36 protein-coding genes and 2 tRNA genes are annotated in these 23,364 nt (G+C 64.1%); 2 read left to right on the forward strand and 36 right to left on the reverse strand.

The features are described 5' to 3' along the window. Positions 1-10: 10 nt before the first annotated feature. From DEI97_RS13415 to DEI97_RS13550, 28 genes are all read right to left on the reverse strand, one after another. Positions 11-1,495, reverse strand: a complete 1,485-nt coding sequence (locus DEI97_RS13415; protein WP_146248113.1) for a terminase large subunit domain-containing protein — start codon at positions 1,493-1,495, stop codon at positions 11-13. A gap of 691 nt (positions 1,496-2,186) precedes the next feature. Further along, positions 2,187-2,381: a hypothetical protein gene (locus DEI97_RS13420; protein ID WP_146248112.1), complete on the reverse strand. Its 195-nt coding sequence runs from the start codon at positions 2,379-2,381 to the stop codon at positions 2,187-2,189. Positions 2,382-3,017: 636 nt separating this feature from the next. Further along, positions 3,018-3,089, reverse strand: a tRNA-Trp gene (locus DEI97_RS13425). A 180-nt stretch (positions 3,090-3,269) separates the two neighbouring features. Next, positions 3,270-3,521 (reverse strand): hypothetical protein, encoded by a 252-nt coding sequence (locus DEI97_RS13430; protein ID WP_111074565.1) that lies wholly within the window; start codon positions 3,519-3,521, stop codon positions 3,270-3,272. Then, on the reverse strand, positions 3,518-4,186 hold the full coding sequence (locus tag DEI97_RS13435; RefSeq protein WP_111074564.1) for a DUF7341 domain-containing protein: 669 nt from the start codon (positions 4,184-4,186) through the stop codon (positions 3,518-3,520). The genes DEI97_RS13430 and DEI97_RS13435 overlap by 4 nt, the downstream gene beginning before the upstream one ends. Before the next feature lie 131 nt (positions 4,187-4,317). Next, a complete protein-coding gene (locus tag DEI97_RS13440) occupies positions 4,318-4,494 on the reverse strand; it encodes a hypothetical protein (RefSeq protein ID WP_181439209.1) in 177 nt (58 codons plus the stop codon). After that, a complete protein-coding gene (locus tag DEI97_RS13445) occupies positions 4,487-5,200 on the reverse strand; it encodes a hypothetical protein (RefSeq protein WP_111074563.1) in 714 nt (237 codons plus the stop codon). The genes DEI97_RS13440 and DEI97_RS13445 overlap by 8 nt, the downstream gene beginning before the upstream one ends. Positions 5,201-5,323: 123 nt before the next feature. Beyond that, complete coding sequence (locus DEI97_RS13450) at positions 5,324-5,512, reverse strand: hypothetical protein (RefSeq protein WP_146248111.1); 189 nt, start codon at positions 5,510-5,512, stop codon at positions 5,324-5,326. A gap of 217 nt (positions 5,513-5,729) precedes the next feature. Next, positions 5,730-6,221 carry a single-stranded DNA-binding protein gene (locus DEI97_RS13455; protein ID WP_111074562.1) on the reverse strand — a complete coding sequence of 164 codons (492 nt, stop codon included), beginning with the start codon at positions 6,219-6,221 and terminating at the stop codon, positions 5,730-5,732. Then, entirely contained in the window at positions 6,218-6,751 is a 534-nt protein-coding gene (locus DEI97_RS13460; protein WP_146248110.1) for a MerR family transcriptional regulator, read from the reverse strand. The genes DEI97_RS13455 and DEI97_RS13460 overlap by 4 nt, the downstream gene beginning before the upstream one ends. A 159-nt stretch (positions 6,752-6,910) precedes the next feature. After that, positions 6,911-7,261 (reverse strand): replicative helicase loader/inhibitor, encoded by a 351-nt coding sequence (locus DEI97_RS13465; protein WP_146248109.1) that lies wholly within the window; start codon positions 7,259-7,261, stop codon positions 6,911-6,913. Continuing rightward, positions 7,252-7,503, reverse strand: a complete 252-nt coding sequence (locus DEI97_RS13470; protein WP_111074561.1) for a hypothetical protein — start codon at positions 7,501-7,503, stop codon at positions 7,252-7,254. The genes DEI97_RS13465 and DEI97_RS13470 overlap by 10 nt, the downstream gene beginning before the upstream one ends. Before the next feature lie 519 nt (positions 7,504-8,022). Then, positions 8,023-8,664: a DNA cytosine methyltransferase gene (locus DEI97_RS13475; protein WP_111074560.1), complete on the reverse strand. Its 642-nt coding sequence runs from the start codon at positions 8,662-8,664 to the stop codon at positions 8,023-8,025. Next, the gene (locus DEI97_RS13480) at positions 8,661-8,852 is read right to left on the reverse strand and encodes a hypothetical protein (RefSeq protein WP_111074559.1); all 192 of its coding nucleotides are present in this window, start codon (positions 8,850-8,852) and stop codon (positions 8,661-8,663) included. Before DEI97_RS13480 ends, DEI97_RS13475 begins: the two co-directional genes overlap by 4 nt. Further along, positions 8,849-9,010 carry a hypothetical protein gene (locus DEI97_RS13485; RefSeq protein WP_181439208.1) on the reverse strand — a complete coding sequence of 54 codons (162 nt, stop codon included), beginning with the start codon at positions 9,008-9,010 and terminating at the stop codon, positions 8,849-8,851. The genes DEI97_RS13480 and DEI97_RS13485 overlap by 4 nt, the downstream gene beginning before the upstream one ends. Next, positions 9,007-9,216, reverse strand: a complete 210-nt coding sequence (locus DEI97_RS13490) for a RusA family crossover junction endodeoxyribonuclease (protein WP_220039189.1) — start codon at positions 9,214-9,216, stop codon at positions 9,007-9,009. The genes DEI97_RS13485 and DEI97_RS13490 overlap by 4 nt, the downstream gene beginning before the upstream one ends. Before the next feature lie 139 nt (positions 9,217-9,355). Further along, the gene (locus DEI97_RS13495) at positions 9,356-9,892 is read right to left on the reverse strand and encodes a DNA N-6-adenine-methyltransferase (RefSeq protein WP_111074557.1); all 537 of its coding nucleotides are present in this window, start codon (positions 9,890-9,892) and stop codon (positions 9,356-9,358) included. Further along, positions 9,892-10,446 (reverse strand): hypothetical protein, encoded by a 555-nt coding sequence (locus DEI97_RS13500; protein WP_111074556.1) that lies wholly within the window; start codon positions 10,444-10,446, stop codon positions 9,892-9,894. Before DEI97_RS13500 ends, DEI97_RS13495 begins: the two co-directional genes overlap by 1 nt. Before the next feature lies 1 nt (position 10,447). Then, entirely contained in the window at positions 10,448-11,128 is a 681-nt protein-coding gene (locus tag DEI97_RS13505; protein ID WP_111074555.1) for a lambda exonuclease family protein, read from the reverse strand. Between the two features lie 202 nt (positions 11,129-11,330). Continuing rightward, complete coding sequence (locus tag DEI97_RS13510) at positions 11,331-11,579, reverse strand: hypothetical protein (protein ID WP_111074554.1); 249 nt, start codon at positions 11,577-11,579, stop codon at positions 11,331-11,333. A 299-nt stretch (positions 11,580-11,878) separates the two neighbouring features. Next, positions 11,879-12,082, reverse strand: coding sequence for a hypothetical protein (locus DEI97_RS13515; protein ID WP_111074553.1), 204 nt, complete (start codon positions 12,080-12,082; stop codon positions 11,879-11,881). Further along, the gene (locus DEI97_RS13520) at positions 12,079-12,444 is read right to left on the reverse strand and encodes a hypothetical protein (RefSeq protein WP_111074552.1); all 366 of its coding nucleotides are present in this window, start codon (positions 12,442-12,444) and stop codon (positions 12,079-12,081) included. Before DEI97_RS13520 ends, DEI97_RS13515 begins: the two co-directional genes overlap by 4 nt. A 157-nt stretch (positions 12,445-12,601) precedes the next feature. Further along, positions 12,602-12,880, reverse strand: a complete 279-nt coding sequence (locus tag DEI97_RS13525; RefSeq protein ID WP_111074551.1) for a hypothetical protein — start codon at positions 12,878-12,880, stop codon at positions 12,602-12,604. Positions 12,881-13,153: 273 nt separating this feature from the next. Next, on the reverse strand, positions 13,154-13,336 hold the full coding sequence (locus tag DEI97_RS13530; protein WP_111074550.1) for a hypothetical protein: 183 nt from the start codon (positions 13,334-13,336) through the stop codon (positions 13,154-13,156). A gap of 307 nt (positions 13,337-13,643) precedes the next feature. Next, positions 13,644-13,784, reverse strand: coding sequence for a hypothetical protein (locus DEI97_RS13535; RefSeq protein WP_181439207.1), 141 nt, complete (start codon positions 13,782-13,784; stop codon positions 13,644-13,646). A gap of 437 nt (positions 13,785-14,221) precedes the next feature. Continuing rightward, positions 14,222-14,554, reverse strand: coding sequence for an alkaline phosphatase family protein (locus tag DEI97_RS13540; protein WP_146248108.1), 333 nt, complete (start codon positions 14,552-14,554; stop codon positions 14,222-14,224). Between the two features lie 405 nt (positions 14,555-14,959). Continuing rightward, entirely contained in the window at positions 14,960-15,202 is a 243-nt protein-coding gene (locus tag DEI97_RS13545; protein ID WP_181439206.1) for a helix-turn-helix domain-containing protein, read from the reverse strand. Next, positions 15,199-15,441, reverse strand: a complete 243-nt coding sequence (locus DEI97_RS13550) for a helix-turn-helix domain-containing protein (RefSeq protein WP_181439205.1) — start codon at positions 15,439-15,441, stop codon at positions 15,199-15,201. Before DEI97_RS13550 ends, DEI97_RS13545 begins: the two co-directional genes overlap by 4 nt. A 130-nt stretch (positions 15,442-15,571) precedes the next feature. Here DEI97_RS13550 and DEI97_RS13555 point away from each other — a divergent pair, with 130 nt between their 5' ends. Beyond that, positions 15,572-15,826: a helix-turn-helix domain-containing protein gene (locus DEI97_RS13555; RefSeq protein WP_181439204.1), complete on the forward strand. Its 255-nt coding sequence runs from the start codon at positions 15,572-15,574 to the stop codon at positions 15,824-15,826. Between the two features lie 61 nt (positions 15,827-15,887). On the opposite strand, the gene DEI97_RS13560 is transcribed toward DEI97_RS13555, so the two are convergent. The 7 genes from DEI97_RS13560 to serS form a co-directional block, all read right to left on the reverse strand. Then, on the reverse strand, positions 15,888-16,070 hold the full coding sequence (locus tag DEI97_RS13560) for a hypothetical protein (RefSeq protein ID WP_111074548.1): 183 nt from the start codon (positions 16,068-16,070) through the stop codon (positions 15,888-15,890). 87 nt (positions 16,071-16,157) lie between these two features. Continuing rightward, a complete protein-coding gene (locus tag DEI97_RS13565; protein ID WP_146248106.1) occupies positions 16,158-17,402 on the reverse strand; it encodes a tyrosine-type recombinase/integrase in 1,245 nt (414 codons plus the stop codon). 234 nt (positions 17,403-17,636) lie between these two features. After that, positions 17,637-17,864 carry a hypothetical protein gene (locus DEI97_RS13570; RefSeq protein WP_111074547.1) on the reverse strand — a complete coding sequence of 76 codons (228 nt, stop codon included), beginning with the start codon at positions 17,862-17,864 and terminating at the stop codon, positions 17,637-17,639. A 14-nt stretch (positions 17,865-17,878) separates the two neighbouring features. Beyond that, positions 17,879-18,196, reverse strand: a complete 318-nt coding sequence (locus DEI97_RS13575; protein ID WP_111074546.1) for a hypothetical protein — start codon at positions 18,194-18,196, stop codon at positions 17,879-17,881. 605 nt (positions 18,197-18,801) lie between these two features. Then, positions 18,802-18,886 (reverse strand) — tRNA-Ser (locus DEI97_RS13580). 96 nt (positions 18,887-18,982) lie between these two features. Further along, entirely contained in the window at positions 18,983-19,876 is an 894-nt protein-coding gene (locus DEI97_RS13585; RefSeq protein ID WP_111074545.1) for an HAD family hydrolase, read from the reverse strand. Further along, positions 19,873-21,144, reverse strand: coding sequence for a serine--tRNA ligase (serS, locus tag DEI97_RS13590; protein ID WP_111074544.1), 1,272 nt, complete (start codon positions 21,142-21,144; stop codon positions 19,873-19,875). The genes DEI97_RS13585 and serS overlap by 4 nt, the downstream gene beginning before the upstream one ends. A gap of 139 nt (positions 21,145-21,283) precedes the next feature. On the opposite strand from serS, the gene DEI97_RS13595 reads away from it, so the two are divergent. Next, complete coding sequence (locus tag DEI97_RS13595; protein ID WP_111074638.1) at positions 21,284-22,351, forward strand: diacylglycerol/lipid kinase family protein; 1,068 nt, start codon at positions 21,284-21,286, stop codon at positions 22,349-22,351. Positions 22,352-22,402: 51 nt separating this feature from the next. Here DEI97_RS13595 and pheA read toward each other — a convergent pair whose 3' ends face one another. Next, positions 22,403-23,362 (reverse strand): prephenate dehydratase, encoded by a 960-nt coding sequence (gene pheA / locus DEI97_RS13600; RefSeq protein WP_111074543.1) that lies wholly within the window; start codon positions 23,360-23,362, stop codon positions 22,403-22,405. Positions 23,363-23,364: the final 2 nt, after the last annotated feature.

Consider the following 23,364-nt stretch of genomic DNA (forward strand, 5'->3'; position numbering starts at 1 on the left):
CCTCCAATCATCAGAACACAAACATGCGACTATCATTCGGCTTCTCAGAACCCGTAGAGCGAGCAAACGCATACGTCGCCAACGTCGCAGCAACAAGCGGGGTGATATCAGTCGTGTCACGACGATGCCAACCCCACGCACCAGAATCACCAAGAGGACGCTTACGTGCAGCCTCAAGAGCCGCCGTGAGACCCGACTGGTCTTTATGCCGCAGCTGGTCGTTATCGACCATCGACTTGAACCCCTGACATGCCTGCCCATACTGAGCCATCGACACGACGTCAACCTCGACGTTGCGCTCAGCAAACCACGGCAGCAACGCACCAGCAGGACCAATAGCATCCAACGTCACCGAAACAGGCGACCACTTCTGCACCAGCTCTTCAACCCGGTCCACAATCCAACCAGTGCCACGCTCCCGCTGCACAACTTCAGTGTGAATCTTTCCGTCAGCGCGGCGACCAGCAATAGCGATCGACGCGAACGACGAATCCGGGTTCACATCCAGGGCAAACGCCACCGGATCAAGCGGCGACGACAATTTGTCGCCACACTCAGCCCACGTGAACATGTCGACAACCGCGGAGCCCTTAACCTCGTCCAGGATTCCCATACGCTCACGCGCGAACGCAACCTCGGACATGCCGGCACGTTCCTTTTCCATGTACTCAAGCGATGGAACGCCACGAGCAGACATAGACCCAGGATTCGCACGAACCCGTTCCGCCTCATCATCAAGGTCAGCTTTCGGATCGGCAGAGAACTCGTTGTAGCAAAGATGCTTATCCTTCGCAGGCACATCATCGCCCGGATGCTCCGGCTCCTGACGGCCACGACGCATCACACGCCGCAGAACAAGCCCGTACTGGTCACTACGCGGCGCTGACGACGCGTAAATGACACTCGGGTTAGGTCGGGCCGACAGAGCAGGCAACGACGCTGCCACAGTTTCTTCCGGAAGGTTGTACGCCTCGTCGTAACCGAGGCGGTCGCAGCTGAAACCACGACCAGAGCCGTTCGTCCGAGCCAAGAAACGCTGCCGTGCCCCGTTCAGAAGTTCGATGCCCTCTTCGCCATGCGCAGTCGCAACGCGCTTGACCTTCTTACGAAGCCAGTCGGTGTTCTCTACCCAGAACAGCAGACGACGAAACGCTTCCTGCGCAGTCTTCATCTCATGCGCAGTATGGATCGCGAGGAAATCGCGCTGCGAAAACGAGAACAGAAACAGATCCGCCAGCTGGACGATCTCGAAGACCGTCCCCTTCCCGTTCTGACGGGGAACGATCAGCGCCGACTCAAACGACGCCCACTTGCCCTGCTCGTCCTCGCCAAGAATGTCACTGACAACAGCAGCCTGCCAGTCATCAGCAACAAGCCCCACAGACTCGGCAAGTTCCAACGCCTCGACACCAGACGTAAACGAATACTCCGGTACCGACCTAACTCGCGGCGCTACGACGTGCGGCACGCTTAGCGGCGAGATCGTCACTGACATCGCCCTTCTGCTCCGTGGCAGCAACGCCAAGCTCATCCATCAACGCCCGCAACTCACGCGACATCGACGCGTTCGCCTTCTCATCAAGCTCAGCAGCCATGCCCTCAGCAAGATCCCGCTGCCACTGCATCCCAGGCTCGCCACTCAGGGCATCACGCACAGAATCAAGCAGTGACATTTCAATTCCAAGGGTCGGATGTTTGATGGGGAGAGAAGAGCGCCCGCCCCGGAGGTCCGGAGGCCTGCCGTTTTAGGGCCATCCCCCACCCCGTCAGGCCCGTTTTCACCATGTTCTGGACGTCGGAAACTGCCCTCGTGTGGTGTTCCCGCGGCTTACGTTGCAGATGTGGGTAGTGCGACGGCCTGAAGTTGGTCCGTCGCACAGCATCACCGCCGAGTGAGGTTGGTTCGGCGTGGTCGAGGTTGAACAGGAGCGGCTGTTTGGTACCTCGGACGTACTTGGATGTGTAGTCAATGGGTCCGCGGCTGTTGTTGCAGAGCCAGCATGGGGCGTTGGTTGCGGCGCATTCTGCTTTGAACAGTCGCCGTTCCCTGTCGTATCCGCTGCTGTACTTGGTCATGTCAACCCCACCAGCGTTCGTCGTCCCATGGTCGGGGTTTGTCGGTGCAGCACCGGTCGGCTGCGAGTGGTGATGGGTAGTTGGCACCACAGTTGTCGCAGCTGTTCATGTCAGTGGGTGACTGAGACGTACACCGCAGCCCATACGAGAACGGCAATGAGGATGCCGCCTGCAAGGGTTGCTCGACTAGCGTCTAGTCCAGTCATGGGCTTGCGTTCCTTGCCTACCTGTCGGACTCCGTTGACGATGCCAGTGAAGAACCACAGCGCCATCAGGCTCAGCGAGATGGTGAGTGCGATTTGCATTGTCTTTGTCCTGTCGGTTATGCGGGCTAGGTGCGGTCCTCGAGTGCGTCGTATACGGCTTCGACTGCGGCGATGAGTGGCGCTGGTGCAGGCAGTTGCCAGCTATACAGTGGCGCGCCGTGTGTGTCGTAGGCGACGGGTTCGGACCAACGGTTGCAGCGGGTGCGGTGTGCGCTGATGTCGTCAGGCTGCGGTGCCTGCATGGTTCTGTTGCACTGGGTTGGGTTGAAACCCGAGCCGTACGTCAGTCTCTTCGTCTTGGTAGGAGCGTTCGACGAGTGACTGTGATCCTTGCGGTTCGGGTTCTGGCTGGTCCGCTATCTCGTGCCGGTGTTGAGTCCGCCATTGAACGAGGCGACGGTATGACCGTGTCTTGAAGGATGCGTTGCAGGTGCACCATTCCTGCATGCGTTGCCTCCTGCGTGAGCCTCGAAAGGGGTTCTCCGACTCTGCGCCGTGTGTGTTGTGCTTGCGGCCGGCGTTCGCGCTGTGGTTCTGTGCGCGTTGGTGGCGGCGTTGCGGTTGTGTGTTTGACCGGCGGGTCGGAGAAGTTTGTTGATGGTGCAGGTGGGTAGAGGCTTGGTTGAGGCATGTGGCTCGAACTATTTGAGCGTGCCCACCTGCACGGTGGTGTCGCAGAGGTGACAGGATTCGAACCTGCAGCCGGCGGTTTTGGAGACCGCTGCTCTACCAGTTGAGCTACACCCCATCGCAGTGCTCATCCTCGTGGTGGATGCTTGCGCCCGGTCCGCTCCCCGGGGCACTGTGTTGTCCCTGCGCCTGCATATGCGTGGGCCAACGAGAAACGGCCAGCAACCCGTAGGTGACCGACCGTGTGTTTGCGTGCTGTAGACAGAGTTCGTCTACGCGCGTTCAGCATAGCGCATGTCAGGCGTTGTCGGTAGGCGTTTCCTGCTGCGACACGCGGGTGACCTTTCGCCACTGGAACAGCAAACCATCAGGCTTGTCTTCGGATCGAATCTGGAATCCGTTGCTGATCGCAAATTCGAGTGCCGCCTTCTCGAACGCACGCAGTCCGCCGATTGGCATGCTGGCGATTTGCTTGTCACTGATCAGATATTCGCCACGATCGGATTGCCGAAGTGCGATGGCTAGTCCGGTCCGTTCGAGCTCGCTCATGCGCTCATCCTCTCATATTCCGTCAACTCTTCCCCAAGCTCTTCGATGGCGGCCACCGAGTCCCACCCGGTCCGGCATCTTTGGCACACGACGCGTTCCTCAGACGTCCTTCCGTCCTCGTCTTTGCGGTAGCTGAGGATGAGGCGTGCTGGCTGTCTGGCTCCGTCCTGGTCGATCCATTCGGCGGTCTTGCAGAGTGGGCAGAGGTGGCCGGTCTCGAGCTGCTTGACGGTGCGGTCGAGCTTGTTGAGGATGATGCGTTCCCACCGTCGGAGTTCGCGGACGACCCACTCAATCCAATCGGGGTTTGTGTCGGGGTGCGACACATTGGCGTGGACGTACCAGCGGCGGAGTGAGCCGGGTAGGTCTTTCCGGTCGAACGCAGCGAGATTGTAGCGCATCCAGTCGCGTAGCTCGGCCTGAATCTTCGTCAGCTCCCACAGCGCGTCGGAGTCGATGACGTTGCGTTCCCGAGCACTGGCTGACTTGGAGCCGCCATCGTGGCCGGCGGATGGCACCACAGCATCCGCCAACTGTTGCAGTAGTGCGGGGTGTTCGACGGGGACGGTGCGGATGTAGGTGCCGTCGTCTGCTGTCTGTTTCACATGGTCGACGGTCGGTTTGGTGAGTGCGTCGACCGCGTCGAGCAAACGGTTGTCATTCATCGTCTTCCTCGTATCCGATGTCGTGTGTGGGCCAGTAGGGGTACCGCCATACGGGAGACGGGCTAGGAACCTGAGTCCCTAACCCGTCGATACCTGATGCTTCGTCGTGCATCGCTTTGCGTAGTGCGTGTTCATCCATGCGTGTCGTCTGTTCCGTTGAGGATGTTCCCGACCGCGCGGGCGAGCTCGTGCAGGTCGTGGGTGGCCTGGAACTCTGCGTAGGAGGCGTGCAGTGCGGTCAGCTGCCACCCCTGCGCTTCGAGCGCGCGCTGCTCGGGTGTCTCGACGTCGATCGCCTGCTCAGCCACGGTCGCCCTCCCCCGGTGTCGCGGGCGGCGGCGTCACGTCGCGGATCGTGGACGGGTCGGCTTCTGCAGTAACGACCTGCCACGGGCCACGCTTCACGGTGCGCTGCAGCACGTCGACCCAGAACTCTTCCGCGTTGTATCGGGCCGAGCCCAGGTCGTCGATGTCCTCGCCGGTCGAAACGATGACGTCCGGTGCATCGAGAGCGCCGTAGGCATACTCGGTCGTCGTGACCCACGGGTCGTCGCCCGGCTCGGCGATACTCACCGGCTCGGCAGGCACGGGCTGTTGGGCCGAGGGGATTCGCTGTTCATCGAGAATGCGGAGTGTCCGCTCGCTGAACTGATCTTGGCGCACCAGTTCTTCCTGCGCCCTGTCGATCGCAGCGTTCCACACGTCCGGGTACGAGAACGGCTCGGCGCTCGGGGTCGGCTGCGGGAACCGGGCGAGCACGGCGTCGGCGCTTCGGTGGTACTCAGCGCGGATCTCGGCGTAGTCGCCCTCGCCACGGTCTGCGCGCTCGGTGAGGTACTGCCACGTCCACACCGGTTCGTCGCCTTCCTGCCGCGCGCTCTCCCACAGCGCTTCCGCGATCTGCTCGCGCGTCGGCGGCTGCATGGGCGCACGCACCTCATCGTCGTGTGCCTGCACCCACCGTTCGAACTCTTCGTAGTGTTCGCCGGCTGATGCGATGAATGTGTCGCGCATGCCGCGTACGTATGCGTTGCGGACTTGTTCTGTGGTTGGTGTGTAGTCAGTCATTTTCGTTCGGCTCCAATCCGAATTCGCGTAGGCCGCAGAGATCACCGCATGTTGGGCACGCGTCGGCAGTCATGGCTTCACCGTGATCGTCTCGATATGGTCGCTGTGCGTGGTGGGATATGGCCGGCATGTGAAACCGCGGTCATTACGCCAGCCATCTGCCCAGTCCAGCTTCACGCGCTCCTTGCAGCCGGGGCAGTTAATCGTGTCGCCGATGCTGGCCACAACTAGTTCACGCGCAGCTGCGGGGTCGGTCATGCTTCCACCTCGTTCATGTCGTAGCTGTCCAATACCCGTTCCGCGGCGAGGACAAGCGCTCGGTCTGGCATGGGGCACGAGAAGTCAAACGGTGTTTCTGAGCGCCATCCCGGTCGTGTCTCATCTAGGTAATCGAGCCACCCCACAGAAATCGTTTCAGCAAGCCACTTGCGCGTGTCAAACACCGCCCGGGCACCCCGGGCTTCCATCTGCGCCATCAGAACGGCGTTTCGTCGTTGTATCCGCCAGCAGGTGCATCCCACGCGCTCTGTGCGCCTGTCTGCGGGGCGTTTGCGGTCGGGGTGGGCGCGGATGCCTGCGGGGTGGTGTTCGTCCGTCCTGAGCCTGCCGGTGATCGGGTGACCTGTGCGGTTGCGTATCGCAGCGAGGGGCCGATCTCGTCAACCTCGAGCTCAATGCTGGTTCGCTTGTTGCCTTCCCGGTCGTCGTAGGAACGCTGCTTGAGCCGTCCCTGCACGATGACGCGTGCGCCCTTCGTCAGTGAGCCGGCGACGTGTTCCGCGAACTCGCGCCACACGGACGCGCGGAGGAACAGGGCGTCCCCATCGACATACTCGTTCTTCTGCTTGTCGAAGGTGCGTGGCGTTGAGGCGATCGTGAAGCCTGCGACAGCCAGCCCATTCTGCGTGTACCTAAGTTCGGGATCGGCGGTCAGGTTGCCGATGACAGTGATGACGGTGTCGTTCATGCTGCGGTCTTCTTTCTTGCCGCTCGTGCGGCATCCCAGTTGGTGAGTTGAATCTCGACGCCGTTGCCGACGTGGTATCTGTCTTCGAGGCTTGGTTCTTCGACAACGCGGCGAGCGATTTGCGCTGCGGCTTCTGGCGTGAACCCGATGCCGATAAGCCGCACCATCTCGGCTGCGATGAACGGAGCGTCTGCGGACCAGTGCCGCGACGTACCGGAGCCTTGTGAGTGGTTTGGTAGATAGCCCTTACGCGCCCAGTGGTCCAGCTGCCGGTAGGTAATCCCTGTCATGCGGACTATCGCCACGCCGACGTCGCCGGGGTTGTTACGTTGGAACATCACCTGAGTCAGATGCTTGTTTTGCCACTGCACCCGCCGGTGGTACGAAAGTGGCTTGTCGGAACGGGCTCCGCATTTACACACTGCTGTGATGAGCGACGTGATATGGCGGTTCTTAAGTGCGTGGCCGTCGATATGAGGGCGACCCTTCATCCAGTTCGCGTACCGGCGGAAGCGTTGCGTGCTCGTCATGATTGTTTCCTTCCTCGTCGCGCTTGCAGCATCATGCGTGCTCGACGGTAACGGAATGGTTCGACCGCTAGGTCCTCAGCGAGCTGTGTCAGTGATCGTGGATAGCGCAAGGGCGCATCGACCATCCGATAAAGGCGACGTAGTTCGCCTCGAAATTGTTCATCGTTCATGTGCATGCTCCCGGTAGTAGGTGACCCATTTGGCGACGTCCGCTTCGTGTGCAGCCCGGTCGAGTGTTATCTCTGCTGGGGTGAGTGCTGCTTGCCGTTGCGTTTCGATGCGGGCAGCACGGTCGTGTGCGTCTTGGACACGTTTCGATGCGGCGTGCACATGTCCGGGCTTCAAATACTCGGTTGATTCCTTGAAGTGCAGGACGACGGCTTGCTGTGCAACGTTCAACGACAGGTGGCCGAGTGCTTGCTGCCAGACGACGACTGTTTCGCGGGTCACGTTGCGGTTGTCGTACGCGGCGATGACGGTGAGCAGTTTCGCGGTTTCGTCTAGGTCCATCCGTCTGCCTCCAATGCGGGCTGCTCGGTGCCGAACGTGCCGACCAACTGGGCGGCGCGCTGTGCGGCGTTCTGCGGGCCGTTCTTCCTGCCCGTGGACTCCTTAGCCACCCGACGCATCCAATTGCGCCACGTGGCATCCCAGTCCGTCTTGACGCCCTTCTGCCCCGGCTGAGCGATCCAGTAGTCAACGAACGACGGGTGCTCGGCCTGGAAGTCGATCCCTGGTGCCTCGAGCTGCATTTTCTCGACCGTCGATCGGTCAGGAACCCAGTCCGATTCGAGCCGTGATCCACGCTTGCGTGGACGGTCTTCTTCTACCTCGTTAGAGGTAGAAGTGGGATGGGTTGGGATGGGTTGGGATGGGGTAACCGCGGCGTCGGCCGACGTCCGCCCGTCCGTCCCGCTCTTGTCACGCCGTGACTTCTCCCGTGACCGCCGCTTCCGATCCGCAGCAGCATCACGATCAGCCTCAACCTGTTCACGTGTCGGCTGGTACCGATTCCAGTCATGGAATCGGTACGCGTCTTCGTCCGAAAACCACAGCGAAACTGACACGAGTTCGTTCACAAACCGTGGCTTTGCGCGCAGAAGTGGGAGCGCATATGCGGGAATCACTCCGTCAGTGAGGTGATGCATCGACCATGAGCCGGCACGCATCCACAACGCTTGCGCCCCGTCAGAGAGCTGCAGCGTCTTCGGGTGGGACCAGAATCCATCGTCCACTCTGAACCACGGCATCGTCTCTCCTTCCTGTTGTCGTCATGCGGCTGCCTCCTGGTTGATGTGGGCGAGCAGTTGCCGGCCGATGTGGAGTGCGTATGCCGGCGGTATGGCCTCTCGGAGCCCGTCACGGCTTGCCCATGGCATTTGCATGACTTCACGCGCCTTGTCGACGCCGGTGAAATTTCCGACGACGTGCATGAACTCGCCATCCTTCACAGGGCGGCCCATTTTGGTGGTGGGTACCGAGTGGGCCTGGTGAGTCGACGCGCTTAGTGGGATGTTCGACTCAAAGAGTCGGTGCCGGTACGTCTCGAGCTCAAACATTGGACCGCATAGCATCACCGGATTGGTCAGCGGCGCTCCGGGTACGTTCTCGATCACCCACGGCTTACCAATGAGCTCGAACAGCGCACGTGTTGCCGGGATGAAGTCGGGGTGGTCGTTGCCTTGGATCCGCTGCGCGTTCGTGTGCGCCTGGCATGGCGGTGAGGCATGGAACGCATCGAACTCGCGATGGTGTTCGAGGGTGAACTTCAACGCGTCCGCCTGGTGGAACACGAACGGGTACCGAGGTTGCGGGTCGATATCAACGCCGGTGACGTCGAACCCAGCTTCCCGGTACCCGACAGATGCGCCGCCCTGGCAGCAGAACAGGTCGAGTAGGCGTGGTTTGCTCATGCGCTGTCGTCCGCTCGTTCGAACCTGTCTCGCAGGTAGGCGATGGTGGTGTGCTGTTGGGTGCCGTCGAGTAGGTGCAGGAGGACGCCGCCGTTGGTGGTGATGTCAGCAACGTTGACGAGTTCCCAACGGTCGGTGACACGTCGGAGCCATGTGCCGGGGCGGAGACGTGGGGTGGGTGCGCTCATGTGTCGTCTCCCCAGATGGCTGCGTGTACGAGGCGTTGGACGTCGTCGATGCGCAACGTGATGGTGGTTGCGACGAACGGCGGGACGACGGTGTCTTGGCGTTTTTCGAGAGCCAGGTCGACACGGTCAATGACCTTTTGCAGCGGTTCGAACGTCACGTCCATACCTCTTCCACGAGCAGTTGCAGCCCGGACTGCTGTCCGGGCCGGTAGACGATGACGGGCATGAGTTTCTGCATCAGATCCGGCGTGTCATCGTGGACAACTCCGGCGTCCACGAGTCCGTCGCACAACGCTTTGAGCGTCGGCACGACATTGTCGGCATCGCGACGTGTCGTTGTGCGGACGAACCATGTGAGGGTCACGCGCACCCTTTCGCAGCGGAGAACCCCGGCTGACTTCGCGGCGTAAAACGAAGCGGCCCTGACCTGTTTGGTCAGAGCCGCTTTCTTCGCCCAGTGCAGACGTTGGTTCGCGTTAAGCGGTGGACGCTCGTACGGGAGGTCAAGAGTCCACTGCATCGGTGCTCGCTTTCGTCGGGTCGTCCCAGATCAGCAGCACGCACCCGAACGGCGGGCGGTCACCCTTTGGACCGATCGTGATATCGCGGCGCTCGAAACGCATACGCCCCGGCAGGAACTCCACGTGCAGCGGGGAGCCATTGCGGTCGCGGCGAGGCTCGACGAGCTCCTGCCACCACTTCTGCTCCGGACGATTGGCAGGCAAAAGCATGACGATCCCGCGAGTGTCCGGCCACTCGTCCCACGCCTTGCTCACCCAGTCGAAGAGGTTCGAGTAGGGGGGGTTGCACCAGACGCGTTCGCCTGCCCAAGACTGCTCGAGGCCGTCGTCCTGTCGGGTGAAGTAGCGCTCGCACTTTGCGTTGTGCGGAGCGGCGGCGACGTCGAGAGTGAAGCCGCCAAAGCGCTCGTTCCACGGATCGAAGTACTCGCGGTGAGTGCCGCGGTCATCAACTTCATCGAGAGCGCCTCGAGTACCGGTCTGCTGCGGATGGTTCTGCGCCTTGAAACCTGCGAGCATCAGCTTGCCTCCTTTGCCGCAACCAACGCCGCCCGGATCTGCCCGAGCACGTCTTCGCCTGCGCCTGCGTTCTTGGCTGCGTGTCCGAGCGCGTTGAGGGCGGCGGGGTCGTTGCCGGCGGTTGTGAGCTCGGCCAGCCAGTCGACGGGTGTGGCTGCGGGCACGTCAGGCAGTGGCTGCACGGTGAACAGTGCGCTCTTGCCACGCTTGACGAGTAGGGGCACGGACAGCTTCTTCTCGATGCCGCTCATGTGGCTGATGCGCGTGCCGCCGGTGACGTCATTGCCGAACCGGACTGTCTCATCGCAGTAGAGGGTGACTCTCTTGCCGATGTAGTTCTCGGCGTTCGGCCCCCACGCCTTGACGATGACGCGCCGCATGGAGAGCCCGGGACGCCACACGCGGGGGAACTCGCGAAGGTGGAAGTTGAACGGCTGCTCCGCGTTGTTCGCGGTCACGCGTTCGATGGTGAACGTGCGTGGCCCACCTAGGAGGTCCTGAGCATCGAGCTGGTCCGACTTCGGGGCGATGCTTTCGGTGAGGTCGATGGTCATGTCAGCTGATCTCCATGTCTGCGAAGTGGTCGACGCGTTCTGCAACGGGCTTACCTGCGGCGGCGATGGTGTAGGCGGCGATGGTGTCGGCTGCGGTCTGTTCGTAGGTCTGCAGCGCGGCACAGATTGTGTCGTCCCACTTCTCGTCGCGGTGGATGCGCTTGACGTAGAGCGGCCATCCGCCGGCGTAAGACACGTAGTCCCACCATTCGCGGTCGAGGACGAACATGCAGGTGTGGATCTGCGCCAGGTTCTCGGCGGGCACTGTGTCTGTGAGGAAGGTACGCAGCTGCGTTTTCGGGGCACGGGACTTGATCTCTATGCCACCGTCCACGTCAACGAGCCCGTCCGGTGATGCGCCGAGCAAGTGCCCGTCGACGTTGAGAGTCGCGAATCCGATCTCCGTGACGGGCGCGTGGTGCTGCTCGTACAGTTCCCGTGCGTAGGGCTCATCCAACGTTCCGCGTTGCATGTCGAATGAGGGGTGCGTGTACTCGACGTGGCCGCTGATCCGTTCGGCGATGAGGGTCTGCATGACGCCGCGGGAGGTGTCGTTGTCGGCGACTCGGCCGGTTGGGGTGATGAGCTTGCGGATAGTTGAGGCGGTGAGGATGCCGCATCGCAGCTGCAACCACTGGTCGCTGCCCTGCTCGACGTCCATGTGGATGGTGAGGTTGCTCATGACGCCACCTGCAGGTGTTCGTCTTCACATTCTTGGGCGGCGCTGTATGACGTGTATGGGGTGCCGCATCTGTCGCAGATGTATTCGTGTATTTCGGTTGGCATGTGCTGCCTCCTGGGTATGCGTGTTGGTGCGCTGGTGAGGCGTGTGCGAGGTGTGGTGCTGAGGGTCGGCCCGTTGCTGTGGGCCGGCCCTCGTGTTGCTACTGCGTTGCCGCATCAAGTCCGAGCGCTCGAATACGCAGGTCGCTAGCGATGGCGATCAGTGCTTGGTCGTACTTCCGTACGCGCGTGCGCTCGGCCTCGATCCGGCCAAGAGCATCCGTGGCCGTAACTGGGCCCCAACTGGCGATATGTTCATCCAGCTGCCCGGCAAGTTGGCTCTCAAGTAGCCGCTCACCAACGCCATCGAGGATGCTTTGATCGATCCGGCCCTGCTCTTGGTTAGTCATCTTCTTCTCCTGTCGTAGTGCAAGTGCGTGGTGCTTTGGTTGCGTGTTAGTCGCAGTCGTAGAAACATTCGGCTGCCCGGGCGATGGCTTTCCCGTCGCGGTCATCGTCGAGACCGTCGAGGGTCCAGCAGACAGAGCAGCCGCAGAGGGGACCGTGGGTGGGTCTGAGCGGGCTCATCATCGAGTGGTTCCCGTGCATACGGCAAGGTGGGCCGCAAAGAGCTCGAAGCCGCCGGACTGGTTGCGAGCGGCACCGATGACTTCCCAGCACAACTCGCATGTGCAGCCGATCCAGGTGCTCACGCCGTCGCTCCCGTCAGTTCGGCGTACAGCTCACGGGTGATGCAGCCGGCCCCGGTCGGTCCGGTGAACTCGATGACGGACGGGAGGACGCGGGTGATCGTGCACGAGTAGGACAGCCCGAGGACGGTCGGGATCTCCTTCACGTCACCCGGCTGCCACAGTTCCGGGTCGTCGACGGGCGTCAGGGTTGCGGCGCTCACGACGTCATCCGCTTGTCGGCGGCGATGATCGCGGCGGCGATGCGCTTGATGAACGTCGGCACGGAGCGCTCAGGCATCGTGCCGTACTGACGCAACCCCTCGTCTAGTGCCTCGAGAAGGTCGGGGTTGCCCGCGGTGCCGACGATCAGGCGGGCGTCGGCATAGCCGAGTGGTGCGACCGGACCGCAATCGAGGTCCTGATGGTCCATCGCGACCATCTCGTGTTCGGCCTCGATCTGGCTGCCGTCGTACGTGCCGCCTTCGTCTGAGTAGACGCCGTCGATGACGGCCCACGGACCCTGGGTAGCCCGCTCCCGCCACTTCTCGAGCGCGTCGCGGGCCTGCTGAATGTTGGTGCTCATCGTTCTTCCTTCCGTTCGTCGTACCGAATGCAGATGACCGTCATCCCCCACAGCGCACAGACGGCGGCGAGCAGTGTGGCTCCGTTGACTGCGGCGGGTAGGAGCAGTTGGGTGATGAACACTGCGGCGGCAACGGCAAGCAGGATCAGGGGGGCTCTCATGGGGCGTCCTGGGGTGTGGTGTCTGCAGTGAGGGCGATGCGCAGGTCGCGGAGGTGCTGTTCCACGCCATCAGGCCACTTCTCATTACGGCCGAAGAAGCCGACGCACCAGGGAGCAAAATCCTCGTACGCTTCCTGCACCGCTTCGAGTTGGTCGGCGGCGGTGCGGAGAGCGGTCTCAGCCTCTGCGATTACCTCGCTGCGGAAGCGACCACTGTTTCCTCGTTGGAGGTCATCTGCCACTACCCGCATCTCCTTCGAGGTGAGGGCGGTCATGACCACACCTGCTTGCGGCCCTCAGCGACACGCGACCAAAGCTGGCCTGGCGCTGTGTAAGCGATACCGCGCTGTGCGTCGGCGTCACACACTCGGGCAATGAGACAGTCAGAATCAGCCCAATCCCCGGGCCAGTTCACGCGAAGTTTGTGGGTTACAACGGTTGCGGTCATGATTCCCCTCCAATACCAAGTACAACGAAGATGAGGGCACCGCAGACGAGGAGTCCGGCGACCCATGTGGCGGCGACTAATGCGACCGCGTCGATACGTTTCATGCGGTCACCTGCAGTCCCAGCAGCATCGGTACGAGGTCGGCGCATCCACGACTGTCAGCGAGTGCAACAACTGCTGCGATCTGCTCATCGGTGGGGTCGAAGGTGAGTTCGTACGCTTCGCCGGGGAACACTTTGCTGTACAGGTCACCGGCAGGTTGGTTGCGTCCGAACGCACCCATCAGGACACCTCCGTGAAACCGAAGACGCCGACCGTTTTGCCGTAACTCGATACGGTGGTCGCAACTTTCTGGATGCGTCGGTCACGTCGGCGCGCATCGGAGCACCTTTTACGCACAGATTCGGCTGCACAGTTCGGCCAGGTGGGGTGCGCATCCATGTGGTCCGTGTACCGGTTCACCATCGCCTCATCCGACGCGGGACCAAGCGTGTACAACCAACAAACTGCTTCGAGGACGATGCGTGCCTCAGCCGCATCGAACGCAGCAGACGACTCGACCGGGTCGGCGAGTCTCGCGTGGGCGGACATCACGACGCCGCCTTGTGTCGGCCGGCACCAGGCGTCGCCAAGCCGGTGAGCACGAAACGCAGGTGCTCGAGGTCTTCGGCTTCACGCGCCGACGTGATGTAACCACGGTGCCTGCCCGCGGTGGAGGTCATGGTTTCCATGTGCTTCCCCTTCGATTGCATGTGGATGTGGTTGAGCGGCCGGCTAAGGCTTCGGGTGAACTAGCCGGCCGCCTAGTTGCGCTGCCGGGGCGCGGTTGAGGGTGAGTGCGGGTCATCGGTGCCAGCCCCGGGTGTCGGTCACTTGCCTGTCGGCCGCCGATCCACGCTTACTGATTCCCTCACCCCAACGCACCAGCAGACGTGTTAACGGTTTGGGGTGCCGAGGCTGAGGTCGACGTGCGCGAAGAGTGCTTTGAGGTCTGCGTGGGCGAGCGTGTCGATGTCAACCCAGCAGGAGCACATACGGTTGGTGGCGATGTGGTTGATACCGCCGCAGACGCCGCACACCTCGGGCGGGCAACTGCCACAGTGGGCCGGGCGGGGCTGCTCAGCGCTTTCCCCTGCGGGTGCGCCGCATCCGTCGCAGGTTTGCGCTGTCATGCGTCGGCCTGCTTCTCGATGTAGTCGAGCGCCGAACGAGCGATCAGGAGCCACTTGCCCTGGACAGCTTCAAGTACGTGCTCGGCAGGTTCATCTCGAAGCGCCTCCCAAGGCAACGCATCAGCGGGTGTCGCTGCCTCGTACATTGCACGAGCCATCCGGTCCAGTTCGATACTGAATCCGCCGTACTGCTCCTTGCCTGCCGCATAACCGGCACGCCACGCGGCATGTGCTGCAATGCTGGATGTCCACGCAAGAAGTCGCCAATCGATCTGGGCCTCGGCGGTGTTTCTGCTTTGATCGACGTTTTCCATGTTGTTCTCATTCATGTGCCCCTACCGCAACTAACATCAATACGAACGACCGGGTTTGGTTACCGGTTATAGGGGCTGCCTCAGTTCGGTACCCGGAGCCAGCGGCCCTCGTCTGATACCCCGTCGAGGCAAAGTTTGTGTCTGCCAGCCGGGATATACCGGCTGGACTTCACGCCGCAACGCTCGTTCCTGGCAGGGCTCCTACGCCGGTTGCTGTCCCGGTTCGCTCCCTCGTGCCGTACTACAGCCGGCAAGACCGCCGGCTACGTCCCGCACCCTGCAAAAACGGGTGGGGCAAATATCTGCATCGCTGCGCTGTGTTCGGTTGTGAAGATACGTGCGCGTCCCGGTACTGGCATTCCTGCGGTTCCGGGCGCTACAAACAGCGCTGTCCGTGCAGCGCGTTTGCGGAGGAGGCGGTTAGCCCTGGCGGAGTCGCCTGAGAGAGCTATCGCTGACGCCCCACGGGTTGGTTGTGGGGAGCGGGGCGATGGTGTGTTCGGTCTTCCAGAGTTCGATTGCGTCTCGGGGGAAGATGTAGTTGCGGCCTGCTCGGATGTGGCCGATCTCTTTTGATCGGGCCATGCGTTTGAGCCTGTCGGGTGTGAGCCGTAGGTATTCGGCGGCTTCGTCGGCGGTGTTCATGTCCTGGAGGTCGCTCATCCCGTTGCCTCGAGTGAGGGGATGGGGAGCCAGTTGGCGTAGTTCTCGTTGAGGACTTTGCCGATGGCGATGAGTTCGAGCATCCGGAATCCGGGTCCTCGGCCGGCTAGGGACCGGGTGAGGGTTGTTCGGGCGATTCCGGTAGCGTTGGCGAGCTGCATCTTGTTGATGCCTGCTTGCTCCATCGAGGACGTGACGCGTTTGCCGATCTCTTCGTTGATCCACGTCGCGGTGTCCATACGGCAACTCTAGTGACCGTTTGGTCACTTTGCAACACGGCTTGTCCGCATTTTGGGGTACAAAAAGGTGGACAGAAAGACCCGTCTGTTCACTTGCGCGTTGTCCAGTATGGGCCATATAGTGTCCATCGTGACCAACGAGACCCCTGCTGAGATCGACCCCTACACCGCCGCGTTCGCTGCCGAGCTGCGCGCCGAGCGTGGACGCAAGCAGATCGGGTTCGACGAGATCGCCGCGAAGACCGGCATCAACAAGCGCACCCTGTTCCGCCTCTTCGACGGCGAGCGGGACCTGCGGGCCAAGCACCTGATCCTCATCGCAGACGCGCTCGGCATCGACGCGCAGGAGATCATCACCCGGGTTGAGGCGACGGTCGGCGAGTAGCGCCCTCCCCCAACGAAAGAAGCCCCCCGGCTGGTTAGGCCGGGGGGCTTCTTCGTGTGGCTCAGCAGCTGACTGCGGTGTCCACTGCGTCGAACAGGGTGCACATGCTGACTCCGAGTCGCCGTGCTTCCCATGCGAGTTCCGTGACGCTTGGGTTGTCGTGGTCACTCAGTGTCATGCCGGCGCGTTCGGCTGCGATGCCGATGATGACGCCTTGGTCGTGTGCTTGGTCCAGGGTCCCCACTTGCTGATCCTCTCTCGAGTCCTTGTGATGCGTTCGAACATACGTTCGACTACCGACAGTGGCAACCCCCTTCGCGTGGGTGGATAGTCACGACTCGATCTCGGGCAGCGCACCAGCCATCGCCACCTGCACCGCCAGCGCCGCGGCTGTCAGGTTGTCGGGCGACAGGTGGCCGTAGCGGTCGACAGTGGTGGTGATCGACTCGTGGCCGAGCCGCCGCTGGATGACCGGCAGGGGTGTGCCACCGTTGATCAACCATGATGCATGCGTGTGCCGGAGGTCGTGGATGCGGGGCTCCTTATGGATCCGGTCCCCCACCGAGGCGGGCTCCTGATGCCACTCGTGACCGCCCCGGTTCGGGACCCAGTGCGGCTTGTGGTCCTTCACGATGTCGAATGCCGGCCGTCCGTTGGCGAGGTTCCGTGCGGGTGCCCAAACCTCCTTGTGGAACGTCTGCTGCAGGATGGCGTTGCCGTGCCGGTTGGTGAACACGAGCTCCCCGCGCTGCTCGACGAGCGGCCGCAGGAGGGTGATCAGTCCGGGTGGCAGGGAGATCGTGCGCTTGGACCGGCTGGTCTTCGGTGCGCCCAGGTAGCGGCCCTTCGCGATGCTGTCCTTCCATGCTCGGGACACGCGGACGACGCCTGCCTCGAGGTCGAAGTCGCCGGGGCGTAGCGCGGTCGCTTCGGACCAGCGCATGCCGGTGCCGGCGAGGGTCTGCACGAGCGGCTGCCAGTACGGCGGGATGAAGGACAGCAGCCGGGTGTACTCGTCGCCGGACAGGAACGTCATCTCCCGCGACTCGGACGCGGGCATGTTGGTGCCCTCGCAGGGGTTCCGGTCGACGACACCACGCTGCACGGCGTGCTGGAACATGGCGTAGAGGAACCCGTGGCGGTTCTTGATCGTCTTCGCGCCGAGCGGTCGGGGCAGCTTCCCGTCGACCTCACGGGTCGGCGCGGCCTGTTCGTTGATCCACCCCGCGATGACTTCCGGGGTCACCATGTTCAGCGGCAGGTGACCCATCCACGGGCCGATCGACCGTCGCATGAACATCCGGTAGTGGTCGAGCGTCTTCCCTTCCACACCCGACTTCGACGCGATGTACGTGTCCGCGTACTCGGCCACGGTCGGCGTCGTCGGCCCGACGTCGCGCTTCACCCACGTCAGGGCGAACTCAGGGCCGTGCTGACGGACCAGACCGGCCCACTCACGGGCACGCGCCTCATCGCCGAATGCGAGGGTCTTAGACGCCCCGTCGAGTCGGTAGCGGACGTCGTAGGAGACGCCCTTGCTGGTCGGGCGGATGCGGAGACTAGCGGCGTGGGTCATCAGTCCCCTCTCCGGTCGCACGACGGGCAGTCACACTCGAGAGCACCGCATGTGATGTAGTGCAGCCACTCGAACTCTCCTGGGTACGTCGGACGCCTTGCGCAGATCACCTTTCGTCAGCCTTCCATCGTTCGAGCCGTGCTCGCGCTTCATCCCGGCGCTGCTTGGCTCGTGCCGCTTCGATCCAGCCGCGACGCCATGCCAAGTGGGCGCGAGACAGCCAGCGACGAACCACTACTCCCGCTTCCAGTCGCCGTGCGCATCGAGCATCCGCTCCGGCCCGTACTTCTGGGTGTTAACGCCGCGGCTGAACGCAATGCGGATCAGTGTCTCAATCGACGTCCAATCACCTTGAGAACTCCGAGGAAGCCGGGTGTGCATCGCTGCAGCGTCCCGCAGGGCAGCATCTTCAGCAGCACCCAGCCACGAGTGCTTCGGCTGGAAGTCATTGTCATCATTCATGTCACTACCTTGACTCACAGCGCGTCCGCTTTCCAGCAGGTGCAGCCCACGTCGCTGGTACCGCCGCTGATCGCCCACACTTCGCAGAGATCATCGTGGGGGCGTGCGGCGATCACGGAACGCAGGCGGTCTCGCTGGACAAGCGCATCTTTCAGGCGCGCCATCTCCGCGTGGAACCAAACGCGCGGCACTGTTTCCTTCCGCAGTCGGTCCAACTCGTCAGCGGCAGCACGGAGAGCAGACGCCGCCTCTTCGAACTCCTCGTCGAGCGGCGAGACCCCGACCACTGCGGTCGCCAGCGCACGCATCTGCTCCGGGGTGGGGGCGGTCATACGTCAGCCTCGTCTTCCGTGAGGTTGCGCCCCATCACTTCACGCTTGGCCCGGAGCAGTTCTGCCTCAGCGCGGTAGTTCGCGGCACGGTGCTTGTACCTTGCACGATCTGCCCAAGACCGAAAAATCACCCCGATGACGTAGGCGGTGGCGATGACCGCCAAGGTCCAGATGAATGCTGCGTCCGCGGGCGCTAGTGTCACGCTCAACGCTCCAACGCTCCCTCGCGGTATGGGTTGACGAAACGGGGGCCGTCTTCGCCTTCAGCTTCGCGTCGGAGGCCATCCGCGTACCCCTCCTCATAGGCAGATGCTCGTGCTTCACGGTCGGGCATTCGGAGGCGAGAGAACCACTCGTCGAAGTCAGCCGGCGCGACCTTCGCGTCGTACTCAGTGGCGGAACTGCGGACAGCCTTCGTGCGCAGCTGACGAGGGTTGTGAGTATCGGTCATAGTGACATAGTACGACCAAACGGTCACTTTCGCGACCGTCCGCTGCCACGCTGCCACACGTGCGTTCGGCGGACATCTGCGTCCTGGTGGCAGAAAGCCGTGGCATCCAGTGTGGTTGATCCCACTAACCACCTGCTGATCAGGGGTTCCTACGCGGAGGGTGTGGGATTCGAACCCACGAGACATCTCTGCCCACCTGTTTTCAAGACAGGCTCCATCGGCCACTCGGACAACCCTCCGTGACCCGACCACGTGGCGAGACGTGACCGGGTCCCGAGCAGTCTACCGAGCCTCCCGGCCCGCGCGCAGCCAGCGCCCGTCAGCCGGAACAGCCGTCAGCGCGGCAACGTGTCCAGTGCCGCCGCGAGCCCGTCGTCCGTGACGCCGCCCGTCAGCTCGTTGCCCGCGTCCACGACGTCGTCGGGCGCCTGCCCCATGACGACCCCGCGACCCGAGGTAGAGGCCCACCGCAGCATGTCGATGTCGTTGCGTCCGTCACCGGCCGCGAAGACGCGGGAGCGCGGGATGTCGAGCCACTCACGGACGCGCTCCATGGCCGTCGCCTTGGTGACCCCTTCGGGTGCGATGTCGAGCCACGCGGTCCAACCGACCGTGTACGAGACCTTGTGCAGCCCCATCTTGTCGACGATGTCCAGGAACTCCTCGAGGCCGTGCTCCGGGGAGATCACGACGACACGGGTGGCCTGGACACCGAGCAGGCGCTCGAACTCGACGTGGTCGCCGGACGCCGTCATCGTGTCGTCGGGGAAGTCGCCGGAGAGCAGGTAGTGCCCGGTCTCGTCCTCGACCCCGTAGGCCCCGTTCTCGAGGGCGCCGCGGATCGTCTGCAAGACCTCGGTCGGGTCGAACGTCTCGACGTGCACCCGCTCGTACGCGCCGGACTCGGTGCGCTTCAGGGTCAGTGCACCGTTGGCGCAGACCAGGTACTTCGGCTGGATGCCGAGCCGTTCGAGCAGCGGGACGGTCATGCCCTCGCTGCGACCGGTGGAGAGCATGACCTCGTGCCCGGCGGCTTCGGTGTCGAGGAGCGCCTGGATGACGGTGTCGGTGACGACCCCGTCCTCGCGCATGGTGGTGCCGTCGATGTCGAGGGCGACGAGCCAGCGCTTGACGCGCGCGGGCACCGCGGCTTCGGCCGACCCCGAAGCCGCAGCGAGGCCCGAGCCCGACGCCTCGGAACCGTCGACGAATCCGCGTGAGGAGCTCATCGGGGCTCGATCACCTCGACGCCGCCGAGGTACGGACGGAGCACCTCGGGGATGACGACGGAGCCGTCCTCCTGCTGGTGGGTCTCGAGGATCGCGACGAGCCAGCGGGTGGTGGCGAGGGTGCCGTTGAGCGTGGCGACCGGGGCGGTCTTGCCGCTCTCGGTGCGGTACCGGATGTCGAGGCGACGGGCCTGGAAGGTCGTGCAGTTCGACGTCGAGGTGAGCTCGCGGTAGGTGCCCTGCGTCGGCACCCATGCTTCGAGGTCGTACTTGCGCGCAGCGCTCGTGCCGAGGTCGCCGGCCGCGGTCTCGATGACGCGGTAGTGCAGCCCGAGGTCCTGCAGCATCGACTCCTGGTAGGACATCAGCCGCTGGTGCTCGGCGTCGGCCTGGTCCGGGTGGACGTAGGCGAACATCTCGAGCTTGTTGAACTGGTGCACGCGGAGGATGCCGCGGTTGTCGCGACCCGCGGACCCGGCTTCGCGGCGGTAGCAGGTGGACCAGCCGGCGTAGCGGAGGGCCTGGTCGTCGCCGTCCGGGAACTGCAGGATCTCGTCGGCGTGGTACCCGGCGAGGGCGACCTCGCTGGTGCCGGTCAGGTACAGGTCGTCGGCTTCGAGGCGGTAGACCTCGGCCGCGTGCTCGCCGAGGAAGCCGGTGCCGGCCATCGTCTCGGGGCGCACGAGCGTCGGCGTGATGAGCGGCTCGAACCCGTGCGCGACGGCACGGTCGAGGCCGAGCGACATCAGCGCGATCTCGAGTCGGGCACCCATCCCGCGCAGGAAGTAGAAGCGCGAGCCGGAGACCTTGACACCGCGGGCGATGTCGATGATGCCCAGGGACTCACCGAGGTCGGCGTGGTCCTTCGGCTCGAACGAGAACTCCGGCTTGGTGCCGACGGTGCGGAGGGTGACGAAGTCGTCCTCGCCCCCGGCGGGCACGTCGGGCATGACGACGTTCGGGATCGAGCGGACGACGGTGTTGAAGGTGTCCTCGGCCGCGGTGACGGTGGCCTGCGCCTCCTTCACCTTCGCGGAGAGCGCCTGGGCCTGCTGCACGAGAGCGGCCTTCTCGTCCTTCGGCGCCTTGGCGACGGTCTTGCCGAACGCGTTCTGCTCGGCGCGGAGCGCCTCGAACGCGGTGATGGCCGCCCGTCGGGCGGAGTCGGCTGCGACGGCCTGGTCGACGACGTCGACGGAGGCGCCGCGCGCCGCCTGCGAGGCCTTGATGAGGTCCGGTTCGTCGCGCAACAGCTGGGGGTCGATCACCGGCCCAGCTTACCCAGCCACGGATGACCAGCCGGTGAACCACCGGACGGGAGGCCCGTGGCACGGCCGATCCGCGCCTCCCGTCCGTCTCGTGGCCGCGTTCCGGACCGCGCAGCACCTGTTCGGTAGCGTTGATCGCATGTCGACGCCCTCGGATGCCACCGCTGTGCCGGAGGACGCCCCCGCAACGGAGCAGCGCACCGCCGCAGTCATCTACAACCCCGTCAAGGTCCACCTGCCGACGCTGAAGCGCACCGTGAACCGGTACCAGCGCGAAGCCGGCTGGGCCGAGACCAAGTGGTACGCCACGAGCGAGGAAGACCCAGGCGGCGGCATGGCCCGCGAGGCCCTCGACGCCGGCGTCGACGTGATCGCCGCTGCGGGCGGCGACGGCACGGTCCGTGCGGTCGCCGAGGTCGTGCACGGCTCCGACGCGGCCCTCGCGCTGCTGCCGAGCGGCACCGGCAACCTGCTCGCCCGCAACATCCCGGCGCCCATCGACGACCTGGGTGCGAGCGCGCACACGATCTTCCACGGCGAGGACCGACCGATCGACTTCGGCACCGTCGGGGTCGAGCGGGAGGACGGTTCGCGCGAGCAGTTCGGCTTCCTCGTGATGGCCGGCCTGGGCCTCGACGCCCGGATGCTCGCGAACACGAACGACGACCTGAAGAAGAAGGTCGGCTGGCTCGCCTACGTCGACTCGCTGGTCCGCTCGCTGCGGGACGCCAGCGCGTTCGAGTTCCGGTACCGCCTGGACGGTGAGTCCAACCGGTCGGTCCGCGCGCACTCCCTGATCGTCGGCAACTGCGGCATGCTGCAGGCCGGCGCGACGCTGCTGCCCGATGCCGAGATCGACGACGGCGTGTTCGACATCGTCGTGATGCGTCCCCGGGGCTTCTTCGGCTGGGTCCGGATCGCCGCCCGGATGCTGTGGGAGAACGCGATCCTCCGCTCCGTCCGCCGCTCGGCGCTCGGCAACACCGAGATCGGCAAGCGCATCGTCACGAAGGCGCGTGAGGAGCGTCCGTTGCGCTACCTGCGCGGCGAGGAGTTCACGGCCCGCCTGGAGCGTCCGGACGAGTTCGAGATCGACGGCGACCCCGTGGGCGAGGTCGTGGCGTTCCGTGCGCGCATCGACCCGGGCGGGTTGACCGTCCGTGTCGCGGGCCCGGAAGACCAGACGCGGGCGACCCGCCGCCGCTGACGACGCGCCGGACCGCGGACTGTTCCGTTCCGGCGGAACGGGCCGGGAGGCTCAGCTCGCGTCCGGCTCGCCGCTCACGATCGCGCGCAGCCAGTCACGCGCCTCGACGAACGCCTGGTCGGAGTAGCGCGGCGACACCTCGGAGCGGACACCGTCCGCCCGGGGGTACGACCCGAGGAACGTCACACGCGGGCTGAAGCGCCGCAGTCCGAGCAGCGCGTCCGCGACCCGTTCGTCCCGCACGTGGCCGTCGAGGTCGATGACGAACCGGTACCGACCGAGTTCGTCACCGATCGGCCGCGACGACAGCAGGCCCATGTTGATGCCCCGGGTGGCGAACTGCTCGAGCATGTCGACCAGGGCGCCGGGGTGTTCGTTCGGCAGTTCGACGACGACGCTGGTCTTGTCCGCACCCGTGCGCTCCGGCAGCGCGAGCGTCTTCGAAACGAGCACGAACCGGGTCACGGCGCTGGCGTTCTCGCCGATGGAGTCCGCGAGCACCGCCAGGTCGTAGTGGTCGGTGATGCCGGGCGGGGCGACGGCCGCGTCTGCGACCGAGTGCTCCGCGAGCAGTTCCGCGGCCGCGGCGACGTTCGACGAGGCCGGGATGTGCCCGTGCCCGGGGACGTTCGCCTCGAGCCACCGGTGCGTCTGCGCGTAGGCGACGGGGTGGGCGTTGACGGTGCGGACGTCGGCGAGCGCGGTGCCGGGTCGGGCGACGAGGACGAAGTCGACGGGGACCAGGTACTCCCCCACGATCCGCACGCCGGGGATCCGGGCCAGGGCGTCCTGCGTGGCGCTGACCCCGCCGTCGACGCTGTTCTCGATCGCGATGACCGCGCCGACCGAGCGTCCGGTGACGACGTCGTCGAGTGCTTCGCCGACGTTGTTGACGCTCCGCCAGGGCTTGCCGACGGCGGCCTCGACGAGCTTGAGGGCCGCCTCGGTGAAGGTGCCGGCCGGTCCGAGGTAGCTGTAGGTCTCGGCGGGCTGGTCGGCGGCATGGCTCATAC

The sequence above is a fragment of the Curtobacterium sp. MCLR17_032 genome (assembly GCF_003234795.2).
In the GTDB taxonomy this organism is placed as follows: domain Bacteria; phylum Actinomycetota; class Actinomycetes; order Actinomycetales; family Microbacteriaceae; genus Curtobacterium.